Origin of the sequence: Nisaea sp., from assembly GCF_039990255.1 — a bacterium.
Taxonomy (GTDB): domain Bacteria; phylum Pseudomonadota; class Alphaproteobacteria; order Thalassobaculales; family Thalassobaculaceae; genus Nisaea.
Window position 1 is genome coordinate 1,684,214 of record NZ_JBDXGG010000018.1, and the last position, 12,319, is coordinate 1,696,532.

Below are 12,319 nucleotides of genomic sequence, written 5' to 3' on the forward strand. Positions count from 1 at the left end.
GAATATCAGCGTTAATTTTCTCCGCGCCTTTGCCTTGCCCATATGGCGAGACGAAATGACTAGAGTTAAGAGGATCGTATGACCGGAATTCTGCTGCTTGGCTTCCTGATCGGAATGCAGCACGCCTTCGAAGCTGACCATGTCGCCGCCGTTTCCAGCATGGTCACCTCGCGCACTTCGGTGCGCCGTGCAGTGAACCATGGCCTTGCATGGGGGCTGGGTCATTCGCTGATTCTCGGCGCAGTCACCGGGCTGATGATCGGCTTCGGCCTTAGCGTCAGCGAAGAATGGAGCACGATCTTCGAGTTCGGCGTCGGCATCTTGCTTGTAATCCTCGGCGGCCGTGTCCTGCTGCGCCTTTGGCGTGAAGGCGGTGCCTGGCGCGTCCATCGGCACTCCGACGGCAAGGCGCACGTCCATTTCGTCACTGCCGAAAGCGAGAAAACGGAACACGGTCCGGCCGAACATGCCCACCGGCGCGGCCTTCCGCTCAGCACGATCTCCATCGGCATGGTGCATGGCCTGGCTGGCTCGGGCTCGATCCTGATGATGACGGCCGTCGGCCTCGACACGCCATCCAATGCCATTCTCTATGTCATTCTGTTCGGCATCGGCAGCATGATCGGCATGGGCATTCTCTCCGCCATCATCGCCGTGCCGCTGCACTGGACGAGCAAAAGCCTGAAGGTCGGTAATTTCGCTATCCAGGGCGTCATCGGGCTGATCGCTATCGTCATCGGCATCACCATTGCTGCTGAGAATGCCAGCGCCCTGATGTAGACCTCGCAAGCGGCTGGTTAGGCTTCACACAATTTCTGAATTAGCTGCTGGATCATGCCGCACCGGCGCAGTTAGGCTCTTTCTTCAACGTGGGAGGCGCACGCCATGATCGACCAAATCCTCGTCATTCTCGGCATCACACTGCTCGTCATGATCAGTCCCGGACCGGACATGGTGATCGTGATGCGCAATACCGTCATCGGCGGACGCATCGGCGGGCTGCAATCCTCACTCGGTGTTCTGGCCGGGAACATGGTCCACATCACCTATTGCGCCATCGGGATCGGCTGGCTGATCTCCGAAAGCATCCTCGCCTTTAGCATTCTGAAATATGCCGGTGCCGCCTACCTGATCTATATTGGCGTTATGAGCTTCCGCACCAGGAACATGGCTCTCTCAACGGAGGACGCCGGGCTGCAGAAGAACGCCGGCAGGAGCTGGTTCCTGCAGGGCTTCCTTAACAACATCCTCAATCCGAAGGGCACACTCTTCTATCTCGGTGTCTTCACCATGGTGATCACGCCACAGACCTCGACCGCGACCACCCTGCTGCTGGTTCTGATCATGATGTCGGTCAGCGCCCTGTTCTGGTTGTTCTTCGTTCTCACACTCGATACCAATATCGTCAGAAATGTGCTTGAGCGCAGCCAGAAGATTGTCAACCGGGTGTTCGGCGGGCTGCTGATCTTCCTCGGCATCCGCGTCGCCTTTATGGAGCGCTAATCGGAATGCACTCAGAGCTTGAGCAATATATCGATCTCGCACGCTATGCCGTCACCGACGATCTGAAAAAGCGGTTTCACATTTCCGACGACTGGCATTTCGCAATCCCAAAACTGGTCGAGTGGCGTGATTGCGATGCTTTCGCCCATGTGAACCACACCGCCTACCTGACCTGGTACGAGAGCCTGCGGAACCTCTATTTCGAGGCGCTGGGTCATCCCCGGCACGCGATGGACGTCCCCGGCCCGGTTATGAAACATCTGGAGACGGATTACCTGCGCGGCATCGCCTATCACACGCCGATCTGCATGACCGGCCGCGTGGTCTCCATGCGCAACACCAGCCTGGTGATGACCTATGCCACCTGGGACGCCGACGGGTGCTGCAACAGCTCGACCCAGCTCTTCGTCATGGTGGTGAACGAGACAGGCGAGAAAGCGCCGATCCCCGATAGCCTGCGCACCGCGATCATTGCGCTCGACGACCCGGAAACGGCATGAGGCAGGCTGCTATGCCCGCTAAAACAGTTTCTTACGATTTCACCGGACGAACGCTGTTCCTGACCGGGGCTGGCGGCGGCATACCAGCGGCCATTGCCAAGCTGTTCGCAGCCTCCGGCGCCAATCTGTTCCTGACCGATCTGCATCCGGACAGCCTCGCTGTGCTCGCCGGCGAACTCGGTGACAACACCTCCCTCGCGATCCATCCGCTGGATGTGTCCGACCCGGAGGCGGTCACCGCCGCCGCCGAAGCCTGCCGGGACCGGTTCGAAAAGATCGACTATGTAGTGACTGGCGCCGGGCTCTACGAGGACGGCACCGTGGACGGTATGGCGGATGAGGTCTGGCGGCGCGGCATCGCCGTAAATCTCGACGGCGTTTTCCATACCGTGCGCGCCGGCCTGCCCCATATGCCGGATGGCGGCGCGGTGGTGAATATCGCTTCGATGGCGGGGCATCGGGGCAGCTTCGGCCATGCGCCGTATTCCGCCGCGAAGGGCGCTGTCCTCGCGCTCACCCGCTCCCTCGCTCAGGAAGTGGCCAGCCGAAATATTCGCTGCAATGCCATCTCACCGGGCCTGATCGACACACCGATGGTGCGCGGACTTATGCAGGAACGCGGCGGCGAGATGCTGAATATGACACCACTCGGAAGGCTGGGAACGCCGAAAGAAGTCGCCGAAGTCGCTGCTTTCCTGTGTAGCGACGGCGCCGCCTTCCTGACGGCAGAGACCATTCATGTGAATGGTGGCGTCTATATCGCTTCGTAAATTGCGCCCCGAACACAGATTTGTCGCAAAACCTATGACACCGCTTAAACACATAGACAGCGAACTCGAGAACCTTGATGTCGCCGGTCAGCAGGGAATTGTTCGATTGAATATCGTGTTTATCTCTTTTTCATATTTCACCGGATAGCATCCCACCATGGAACATTATGGTGCGACAGAAATCCCGGTTCCGGGAACGTCTGGAACCCTCTTTCTCGGCCCTGTGCCGAAGGATGAGGAAGCTGTTGGCGGGATAGTCAAGTCGGGGATCGATGCCGTCCTCTCGCTGGCAACAGCGGAGGAACTCTCCGAACATGGCGTGCCGCATATGCAGGATATATTCCTTCAACATGCGTTGAGCTGGACGCATTTTCCGATCAAGGATTTCGATATTCCATCGGACGCCGACACTAAGGCTTGGTCCGCTCTTGAGACCATTCTGGCGGAACGCCTTAAAACCGGCGGTCGCATCCTGATCCATTGCCGGGCCGGTTTCGGCCGCAGTGGCATGATCGCCGCGCGCCTGCTTATGGCCTGCGGCTCAACACCGGACGACGCTGTTGATGCGGTCCGCAATGCACGCCCGGGAACCATTGAGACGCCGGCGCAACTGGACTGGGCCAGAAACGCCGGCGCCTCGAGCTAAATCAGAGCGCCGCGATCGCCATGATCTCGACGGTGTATTTCGGGCTGGCAAGCTTCGGCGACTCGACACAGGCCCGGCACGGGGTCGAACCGGCAACCACCCAGCCGTCCCACACTGCATTCATCTCGGCGAAATCGTCCATCGAGTTCAACCAGATCGTAGCGGTCAACAACTTCGACTTGTCAGTACCTGCCTCGGCCAATAGGGCATCCAGGTTCGCCAGGATATCCTTGGTCTGATCGGCGACGCTGGCGCCCGGCGCATTCTGGGCGACTTGCCCCGCCGTATAGACCGTGTTGCCGTGGACCACGACCTGACTCATCCGCTCGCCCGTGCGATAGCGCTTGATATCCATAACCTGTTCGCTCCAATAGCGTTGAAAGAGTCGGCAGCATAAGCGGACGCAGCTGCTTACGCATAGCCTCTTCCGCCGATCTCACCCGTGCCCGCACGGGAACAGCCAGTACGGCGCCATTCGGCGTATTCAGACATTGCAAAGCGGAGCCACGCTCTGCTTAATCTCCCGTAAGAATGGGCCAGAACGCCGCATCAAATTGGGGTAATTCTTGGGTATGGATGGAGAAACGCGCGCCGTCGTGGCTGAATGGCTGCTATCTGAAACGGGCGCTGAAGAAATAGACATTACCGGCGCCAAACTACTCTCCGGCGGTGCCATACAGGAGAACTGGCTGCTGGATCTTGTTGTCCGAGGCGGACGGCTCAACGGGCTGGAACAAGCCGTGCTCCGCACGGACGCGGCTTCCGGGGTGGATGAAAGCCATGGACGGGTGGAAGAGTTCCGCCTGCTATCCGTCGGATTCGAAGCCGGAATGACTGTCCCCGAGCCACTCGCCCTTGAGCCGACAGGCTCAATCACCGGAAAACCCTTCTATGTCATGCAAAAGGCGGACGGTACGGCCAATCCCCGCACGCTCACGCGCAATGCCGCCCTAGGGTCGTCCCCTACCGGCCTTGCCGGGCAAATCGGCAGGGAGATGGCACGACTGCACCGCATACAACCGCCCCGCTCGGATCTGGATTTCCTCGGCTCTGTGCCGAGTGATCCGGCGGCACAGCGGATTTCCGAGCTTTACGGCTTCCTCGATACTCTACCTAAAGCCTATCCAGCTTTGGAATGGGGCCTGCGCTGGCTGGAACTGAAACGACCGGCGCCAAGTCGTGCCGTGCTCTGCCACCGAGATTTCCGCACTGGGAACTACATGGTTTCCGACGGCAAGCTGACAGGCGTGCTGGATTGGGAATTCGCCGGATGGAGCGATCCACTCGAAGATATTGGCTGGTTTTGCGCACGCTGCTGGCGCTTCGGCGCGGACGAGCGCGAGGCAGGCGGCATCGGCAGTCGCAACGACCTTTATGCAGGGTATGAGGAAGAGGCTGGCTCGGAACTGGACTGGTCTCTGGTACCCTATTGGGAAGTCCTTGCCACTGTGCGCTGGGGCGCTATCGCTCTGCTTCAGGGTGAGCGGCACAATTCCGGAGCCGAACGGTCGATTGAACTCGCACTTACCGGTCGGAAAGCTGCCGAGATGGAGCTCGACGTTCTGCAACAGATCGCTGAAATCGAAAGGACCCGCGCCAATGTTTGAAGCCCCCGGCAGGAAAAACCTGATCGAAACAGCCCTCGCCGCTTTCCAAGAAGAGGTTTTGCCAGCACTCGACGGGGACAGGAAATATCTCGGCCTCATGATCGCCAGCGCGCTTGCAACGGCGATCCGTGAGTTCGACGCGGATGCCAATCCCGACGCCACCCAGCGCATCCTCGACGGTTTCGCCGGGCTCTATGGCGAGGACAATGTTGACAGGGCAGGACACGGCTCCGAAGCCAAGCTCGACACCCTGTCGCGCGACCTTGCCCGAGAACTGCGAGACGGCCTCTATGACACCTCCCTCACCGGTCCAGTGCATGCGCTGCTGACCGGTATAGCCGAAGAAAAACTGAAACTCTCAAACCCGAAATTTCTGGCTGCGCGCGAGTATTCACAGCCAACGCCCAACTGATGCAAAAACTCCCATCAATCCCGGATAAATCACAGTATCAATAAAAAGGTCTACTATTCTGTTCTGGTTAACAGTTCCATAATTCGCCTTAGATTTTTCGGACGATCGACCAGAAGAAACTGATGCAGCGCAGACACACAAAAAGCGGCTAACAGCCAAAATTGTGCCGAAAAGGCACAGCCATCCCCATCAGGGAAGAACACGGTTCAGATAGCCTTCATTATCAGGTTCAACCGCTTCATAAGCAGTGTCGAACAGTGAGCTGCCGAGCACGAAGTCGGCGCTCGCCTGATTGCAGGCAAGAACGACGTTGTAGAGCGTGCAAAGCCGAAGAAGTGCCTTCACATCCACATCGTGCGGCATGGATGTCATCGGGTCGGTGAAGAAGAGCAGAATATCGAGCCCGCCTTCGGCGATCAGCGCCCCCATCTGCTGGTCGCCGCCGAGCGGACCGCTTTTCAGACACTGAACCTTGAGCCCGGTATCCTCGGCGATAACCTTCCCTGTCGTCCCGGTGGCATAGAGATCGTTTCCGGCGAACCGTTCTCTGTGAGCATGCACAAACGCTCTGAGCGCCGGCTTGCGGGCATCATGGGCAATCAGCCCAATGCGCTTGCGTTCGTTCATCCGATACGGTCCCCGCTTTGAAGCGATAGTTTCCAAAAGGGCGCTACACTGTCCCGTGAGCCATCGTTAAGCTGCAAGAAAATACCTAATCAAAAACAACTTATATAGGACGGGAGGACATGTCCGAAATTACCTTATCCGATCTGCGCAAGCTGACGGAGTGGGATACCCCCACAATTTGCAACGGCCTCGAGGTCGTCACACCAGAGCGCCGGACCATTGGCTTCACCACCATGCCGCTGGTCGCGCTTGATCCATCCCTGCCCCCGATCTGCGGCTATGCCCGCACCGCCACGATGCGCGCCGTCACGCCGCCTCAAGGCGATGCCAAAGCTATCCGCGCGGCCTATTACACCTATGTCGCGGACGGCGAGCTCCCCCGCATCGTGGTGTTACAGGATCTCGACCCGGAGCCTGGTTTCGGCGCTTTCTGGGGAGAAGTGAACACCAATGTCCACAAGGGTCTCGGCTGTCTCGGCTGCGTCACCAACGGATCTTTCCGCGATGTCGACGCCTCAGCGCCCGGCTTCCAGATCCTCGGCGGCAAAGTCGGCCCGAGCCATGGCTGGGTGCATCCGGTAGATTTCGGCGTGCCAGTAAATGTCGGCGGCATGGCGGTCAATCACGACGATATCATTCACGCAGATCGCCATGGTGCCGTGGTGGTGCCGGCCGAGGCCGTCAAGAAGCTGCCGGATGCCATCGCCCTGCTGGAGCGGAAAGAGAAGGTCATTCTCGATGCCGCCAAGTCACCGGATTTCGATATCAACAAGCTGAAGGCCGCAATGGCCGGCTCCGCCGAAATCCACTGACCCTCTAGCCCGAAGCCAAAAGAGAGTGACAATGAAAAACAAGTTTCATGTGCTTGTGGTCGATACTATTCACGATGTCGGCCAGTCCCAATTCGATGCCCGCGACGATATCGAAACCACCGTCCTTGAACTGCCTAGCGAAGAAGTGCTGCTTGCCCACGTCGGAGCCGCCGATGCGATCGCTGTCAGGACAACGAAAATTCCGCGAAAAGTTATTGAAGCAGCACCGAACCTGAAGGTCGTCTCCCGTCATGGCGTCGGCTATGACTCCGTCGACGTCGCCTGCCTCACCGAACGCGGCATTCCGCTTTGCGTCGCCGCGACATCCAATGCTGTTTCAGTTGCCGAACATGCCATGTTCATGATCCTGGCGCTGGCCAAGCAAAGTGTAGCCTTCGACCATGCGACCCGGACCGGCGATTTCTGGATCAAGCTCGGGATGGGGGCAAAGGATATCGCTGAAAAGTCTCTGCTGATCGCCGGTTTCGGCCGGATTGGCAGCCGGACCGCGAAACGGGCACTTGCCTTCGACATGAACGTCTCCGTCTACGATCCTTATGTCGAGGATGCCGTTATCGAAGCGGCGGGTTGCACTCCGGTGAAAAACTTCGATGCGGCCCTGCCGGCCGCAGATTTTGTCACCCTGCACTGTCCGAAAAGCGCTGACACGCTGAACATGATTGGCAAAGCGCAGCTTAAGGCCATGAAACCGACTGCGGTCCTCGTCAATACTGCGCGTGGCGGTCTCGTCGACGAGGATGCTTTGTACGACGCGCTCACCTCCGGAGCCATCGCGAGTGCCGGCATTGACGTCTTCGCCAGCGAGCCGCCAAAGCCGGAACATCCACTGTTCCAGCTCGACAACATCATCGTCAGCCCACACTGCGCCGGCGTGACCGAACAGTCGATCCTGCGCATGGCGAGCCAGACGGCGGAAAATATTCTCAACGTGCTGGACGGCAAGCCGAATCCGGATACCGTCATCAATAAAGAAGTGCTCTAGGGAGGGCTGGCCATGAAAACACGATTGAAGGACTGCCTGAAGGACGGCCGCGGCGCGATCAATGCTTGGCTCTCTATTCCGAACACCTTCACTGCCGAAATCACGTCGATGCAGGATTTCGACTCCATCACCATCGATCTGCAGCACGGGCTGGTCGATTACCAGGCTGCGCTCACAATGCTGCAGGCCATAAGCGCGTCGGATGCAACTCCTATGGCACGCCCACCGTGGCTGGAGCCCGGCATCATCATGAAACTGCTGGATGCTGGCGCCCTCGGCATCATTTGCCCGATGGTGAACAACCGTGCTGATGCGGAAGCATTCGTTGGCGCCTGCAATTACGTGCCTGACGGATATCGTTCCTCCGGCCCGACACGCGCGGGGATCGTTTATGGCAGTGACTATCACAACCAGTCCAACAAGACGATCGTCACCCTGGCGATGATTGAAACCGAAGAAGCATTGGCGAACGTGGCAGAGATCGCTGCGACGCCGGGTCTGACAGGTCTCTATATCGGCCCGAGTGACCTATCCATTTCGCACGGACACAAACCCGGGCTGGATCGTACAGAACCGGAAATGGTGGCAGCCATCGACAAGATCCTCGCCGCCGCCAAGGCAGCCAACATTAAGGCTGGCATCCATTGCCTCGAGAACAGCTACGCCAAGAACATGCTGGCCAAGGGTTTCGACCTGGTAACACTGTCCAACGACGTGCGGCTTCTCTCCTCTGCGGTCAGCGCGGCCGTGAGCGACATGCGTGCCTGATGGGCGTGCAAAATGAGATCCGGGTCGCCCCGGATGTCATGATCCGGCTGGTGCGCTCGATGTTCGAGCGTGCCGGCTGCTCCGTAACGGAGGCCGCCTGCATAGCGGAGCGGCTGACCGGAGCCAATCTCCGGGGGCATGACAGCCACGGCGTGATCCGGGTGCCGCGCTATCTGGAATGGGTCGAGAGCGGGCGGCAGAAGATTGGCCAGACGGTCGAGATTGTCATGGAAAACGACGTCATGGCGATCCTCGACGGCAATTATGGTTTCGGCCAGTCAATTGGTGAGCAGGCCGTAGATCTCGGCCTGAAAAAAGTGAAACAGCATGGCCTCGCCCTGACCGCGCTGCGCAATTCGGGCCATCTCGGCCGGATCGGCGATTGGGCCGAGCGGGCAGCGGCAGCCGGTGTGGCATCGCTGCACATGGTCAATGTCCGTGGCTCACTCCTCGTTGCCCCGTTCGGTGCGCGGGAGCGTCGCATGGGCACCTCGCCCTTCTGCATCGGTATCCCCGTTGCGGGGCAGGAACCGGTGATACATGATTTCGCTACATCCACCGTGGCTGAAGGTAAAGCCCTGGTTGCCCTCAGGGGCGGCAAACCACTGCCCGAAGGTTCCCTGATCGACGCGGACGGGTCCCTGACGAGCGATCCCCGTCCGCTTTACGGCGACGTCACCGAAGGCAAGGCACCGATGCCCTATGACGGCCCAGGCGCGCTTACCGCTTTCGGCGCGCACAAGGGTTCTGGTCTGAACTTCATGATGGAAATGATGGCCGGCGCCCTCACCGGTTCAGGTTGTGCCGGAGGCCCTGACGAGCCGGAACGGCGGAAGTTCTGCAACGGTATGCTATCCATCTATATCGACACCGAGAAGTTCAACGGCCGAGACAGCATGGCGGAGGAGATCAAATCCTACATCGCCTTCGTGAAAAGCGCCCGTACGGCAGATGGTCACGACGATGTTCTGGTACCCGGCGAGAACGAGCGCCGCGTGATGGCGGAACGGCAAGCTGAAGGCCTGCCGCTCTCGGAAGCCGCCTGGACGGACATTCTCGACGCCGCCCGCAGACTGGGCTTTGCGGATGCAGAGCTGAATGCACTCAAAGTTCTATGATCGGTTAGGCTCCCGCCCTCCAGGCAGAATGACGAGTTTCAGCATTCACTCGCTCCGATAGCGCTCTTCCTCCTCGTAATAACAGTCGAACCCCACTGTCTCGTATAGCTCGTCGAAGCTGAGCAGGCGGTCCGGGCCCGGATGATTACCCCGGGCCATAAGGGCGAGCGCATCGCGCATGGCGCGGATCGAGACATTCAGCAGGGTGACACCGAACAGCAGGCACTCATAGCCGATCGCCTCCGCCTCATTGGGGCTAAGCAGCGGGCGACCTTCGCGCTCCAGCTGGGCGAGCAGTTTAGGCACCTTTACGCGGCTACAAAGAGCCTCCATCTCGCCTCGGCTCTGCGGTCCCTCGAAATAGACGATATCGGCGCCCCGGTCGGCGAAGGCCTCGCAACGCCAAAGTGCTTCATCCAGCCCTTCGGCGACCCGGCTGTCCGTCCGGGCGAGGATCAGCACGTCGCCGCCTTCCGCGCGAATCTCGTCCCGCATGTCGAGGGCCGCCTGCAGCCGCGTCAGCGCCTCAGTGCGAGGCACCACCTCAACGCCCTTGGCGAAGCCGCAGCGCTTCGGAAAGACCTGATCTTCCAGCATGATGCAGGCGATGCCGGAATCGGCGAAGCCCTTCACCGTGCGCCGGACATTGACCGGATTGCCGAATCCGGTATCCGCATCGCCGATCAACGGGATGGAGACGGTGCCAGCGATGTCCCGGGCCTGATCCAGAATCTCTTTGTAGGAGAGTAAACCCGCGTCTGGCAAACCGATCTGCGTCGCGCTGACCGCGTAGCCACTGACATAGGCCGCATCGAATCCCGCCTGCTCAACGAGTTTCGCGCTCATTGCGTCATAGCAGCCGGGAATCGTCAGGATTCGACCTTCCGCAAGACGCGCCCTTAGCGCCGCCGCATGTCCCGCCACCTCTGTCTCCCCAATTTTTCCTGATTATCGCGAGAACGATAGCCCGGGCGCCAAAACAGAAAAAGGCCCCGGGTTCACCAGTACAAAATTTTCGGCGACCCAGGGCCAACTTGTTCACCGCGAAGTGGATCAACCCGGATCGCCGGACGGTGCCAGAACGCGCAGCGATTCCGCTTCGAAGGCATTCTCAACAAGTCCGCCGTCCAGACCTGCATCCAGATCTATACTGATCGGCACTGTCGGTATGTCGATCTGCTTACCGTCCATCGCCTGCCAATCGATCTTAGTAAGATCCACCGAGTAAACCTGAGGCGATACGTAGTCGCGCACGTAATAGCCCTTGCGCTCCAGATCCTTAACAACGACCCACTGCGTGTAGTCTGAGCATGTCTTGCCCGTATTCGCATCATGAAAACGGTTCATACCTTTCGGGATATCGACCGAGTTCAAAATATGGAAGGCAAGAGTAACGCCTTCATCCATCGTCGTGAAAGGCTCGGCGAAATGTGCAGAGAGTGCTGCCTTGACGAAACGGCTTGGCGGAGTCGGATCGCTTGGCAACCCTAGGAGACCTGCCCCATGACCGGTCGGAGAAAACTCCATGCCATTGATGTTCATCGGCTCAATATTCCAGGGCGTCAGGTTGACGTAATTTCGGATATTCTCAAGTTGCCAAGGAAACGGTGGCTGGTTGGTGAGCGTCCCTACAGGATTGTCATAGACCAGCGCGTCTCCACCGGTGAACTCGATCACAATACTATCGCCGGATGCGTCATGAACCGGAAAATGCAGTGGCAGGACATTCTGGACAAAGACGGGAGCGCCGACCTCGACCACGCCGTCCTTCATAGCTTTGCGAACCTCTTCCACCGTTGCAAAACTGCTGAGCAACCACGCCGCAAATCGGTCTATCGACAGGCCCTTTTTCTTGTCCGTGATCTTCTGATATTTGCTTCCCGGCAGCCAGAGGTCACCTGTCGCAAGCCCCTTGTCGTTCATCCCGTCCGTTAGCACCGGAAGCCCATGCGTGTTCATGCCAACGACATTGTGTTGCCCCTGCCACTCGAACTGATAGTCCCCAAAACCCTGCGCGCTGAAATGATGCCCCGCAGCCTGAAAATACAGGCGTGACTTGAGATCGCTTGCGAACTCCATAGAGCGACCGTTCACGAATCCGGGCGTGGTATCCCCGACCAAAAAATTAGTACACACATTCTCATCCCTATAAAGCGCAACAATAAACACTTAATACGTGCACTTAATAAAAATATGGACAAAGAATTTTATTATAATTCGAAAATGAGCTCCGGCCACGGTGTCACCGAGACGTCCCGCAACCGGTTGGGACCGGCAGGATCACCGTAAAATACCCCAAATGGAAAAAGGCCCCAAAAGGGGCCTTTTCACGTCACATATGCGTGCCGATCCTAGAAGGCGTCTTTGACCTTCAGGACCTGGCGGCCGCGATACATGCCGGTCTTCAGATCGATGTGGTGCGGGCGGTGCAGCTCACCGGTATCCGCGCTTTCCACGTACGCATCAGACTTTACCCGATCATGGGCACGACGCATGCCGCGCTTTGACGGGGTCGTTTTCCTCTTGGGAACTGCCATGTCACTTATCCTCAGT

General features: G+C 58.7%; 16 protein-coding genes. 11 read left to right on the forward strand and 5 right to left on the reverse strand.

Annotated features, from left to right (window positions below; genetic code table 11):
• The first annotated feature begins 78 nt into the window (after window positions 1-78).
• The 5 genes from ABJ076_RS18305 to ABJ076_RS18325 all read left to right on the forward strand — a co-directional run bounded on the left by ABJ076_RS18305 (window position 79) and on the right by ABJ076_RS18325 (window position 3,419).
• Complete coding sequence (locus ABJ076_RS18305; RefSeq protein WP_348188108.1) at window positions 79-780, forward strand: hypothetical protein; 702 nt, start codon at window positions 79-81, stop codon at window positions 778-780.
• A gap of 105 nt (window positions 781-885) precedes the next feature.
• Window positions 886-1,503, forward strand: coding sequence for a LysE family translocator (locus ABJ076_RS18310; RefSeq protein ID WP_348188111.1), 618 nt, complete (start codon window positions 886-888; stop codon window positions 1,501-1,503).
• A 5-nt stretch (window positions 1,504-1,508) separates the two neighbouring features.
• Window positions 1,509-2,003, forward strand: coding sequence for a thioesterase family protein (locus tag ABJ076_RS18315; RefSeq protein ID WP_348188113.1), 495 nt, complete (start codon window positions 1,509-1,511; stop codon window positions 2,001-2,003).
• A gap of 11 nt (window positions 2,004-2,014) precedes the next feature.
• The gene (locus tag ABJ076_RS18320) at window positions 2,015-2,773 is read left to right on the forward strand and encodes an SDR family NAD(P)-dependent oxidoreductase (RefSeq protein ID WP_348188116.1); all 759 of its coding nucleotides are present in this window, start codon (window positions 2,015-2,017) and stop codon (window positions 2,771-2,773) included.
• Between the two features lie 157 nt (window positions 2,774-2,930).
• The gene (locus ABJ076_RS18325) at window positions 2,931-3,419 is read left to right on the forward strand and encodes a dual specificity protein phosphatase family protein (RefSeq protein WP_348188119.1); all 489 of its coding nucleotides are present in this window, start codon (window positions 2,931-2,933) and stop codon (window positions 3,417-3,419) included.
• A 1-nt stretch (window position 3,420) separates the two neighbouring features.
• Here ABJ076_RS18325 and ABJ076_RS18330 read toward each other — a convergent pair whose 3' ends face one another.
• The gene (locus ABJ076_RS18330) at window positions 3,421-3,774 is read right to left on the reverse strand and encodes a RidA family protein (RefSeq protein WP_323795905.1); all 354 of its coding nucleotides are present in this window, start codon (window positions 3,772-3,774) and stop codon (window positions 3,421-3,423) included.
• Window positions 3,775-3,991: 217 nt separating this feature from the next.
• On the opposite strand from ABJ076_RS18330, the gene ABJ076_RS18335 reads away from it, so the two are divergent.
• Together ABJ076_RS18335 and ABJ076_RS18340 are read left to right on the forward strand one after the other, a co-directional pair.
• A complete protein-coding gene (locus ABJ076_RS18335; protein ID WP_348188123.1) occupies window positions 3,992-5,026 on the forward strand; it encodes a phosphotransferase family protein in 1,035 nt (344 codons plus the stop codon).
• Window positions 5,019-5,438: a DUF6285 domain-containing protein gene (locus ABJ076_RS18340; protein WP_348188125.1), complete on the forward strand. Its 420-nt coding sequence runs from the start codon at window positions 5,019-5,021 to the stop codon at window positions 5,436-5,438. The genes ABJ076_RS18335 and ABJ076_RS18340 overlap by 8 nt, the downstream gene beginning before the upstream one ends.
• A 189-nt stretch (window positions 5,439-5,627) precedes the next feature.
• On the opposite strand, the gene ABJ076_RS18345 is transcribed toward ABJ076_RS18340, so the two are convergent.
• Window positions 5,628-6,065 (reverse strand): methylglyoxal synthase, encoded by a 438-nt coding sequence (locus ABJ076_RS18345; RefSeq protein ID WP_348188128.1) that lies wholly within the window; start codon window positions 6,063-6,065, stop codon window positions 5,628-5,630.
• A 119-nt stretch (window positions 6,066-6,184) separates the two neighbouring features.
• Between ABJ076_RS18345 and ABJ076_RS18350 the strand changes: the two genes are divergently transcribed.
• The 4 genes from ABJ076_RS18350 to ABJ076_RS18365 are packed head-to-tail and all read left to right on the forward strand — an operon-like array spanning window position 6,185 to window position 9,766.
• Complete coding sequence (locus ABJ076_RS18350) at window positions 6,185-6,877, forward strand: RraA family protein (RefSeq protein WP_348188131.1); 693 nt, start codon at window positions 6,185-6,187, stop codon at window positions 6,875-6,877.
• A 31-nt stretch (window positions 6,878-6,908) separates the two neighbouring features.
• Complete coding sequence (locus ABJ076_RS18355; RefSeq protein WP_348188133.1) at window positions 6,909-7,880, forward strand: hydroxyacid dehydrogenase; 972 nt, start codon at window positions 6,909-6,911, stop codon at window positions 7,878-7,880.
• 12 nt (window positions 7,881-7,892) lie between these two features.
• Complete coding sequence (locus ABJ076_RS18360; protein ID WP_348188136.1) at window positions 7,893-8,648, forward strand: aldolase/citrate lyase family protein; 756 nt, start codon at window positions 7,893-7,895, stop codon at window positions 8,646-8,648.
• Window positions 8,648-9,766, forward strand: a complete 1,119-nt coding sequence (locus ABJ076_RS18365; protein WP_348188138.1) for a malate/lactate/ureidoglycolate dehydrogenase — start codon at window positions 8,648-8,650, stop codon at window positions 9,764-9,766. The genes ABJ076_RS18360 and ABJ076_RS18365 overlap by 1 nt, the downstream gene beginning before the upstream one ends.
• Window positions 9,767-9,811: 45 nt before the next feature.
• Here ABJ076_RS18365 and ABJ076_RS18370 read toward each other — a convergent pair whose 3' ends face one another.
• The 3 genes from ABJ076_RS18370 to rpmF all read right to left on the reverse strand — a co-directional run bounded on the left by ABJ076_RS18370 (window position 9,812) and on the right by rpmF (window position 12,303).
• Window positions 9,812-10,690, reverse strand: a complete 879-nt coding sequence (locus tag ABJ076_RS18370) for an isocitrate lyase/PEP mutase family protein (protein ID WP_348188141.1) — start codon at window positions 10,688-10,690, stop codon at window positions 9,812-9,814.
• 129 nt (window positions 10,691-10,819) lie between these two features.
• Window positions 10,820-11,902, reverse strand: a complete 1,083-nt coding sequence (locus ABJ076_RS18375) for a linear amide C-N hydrolase (RefSeq protein WP_348188143.1) — start codon at window positions 11,900-11,902, stop codon at window positions 10,820-10,822.
• Between the two features lie 215 nt (window positions 11,903-12,117).
• Window positions 12,118-12,303, reverse strand: a complete 186-nt coding sequence (gene rpmF / locus ABJ076_RS18380; protein WP_193170346.1) for a 50S ribosomal protein L32 — start codon at window positions 12,301-12,303, stop codon at window positions 12,118-12,120.
• Between the last annotated feature and the right edge of the window lie 16 nt (window positions 12,304-12,319).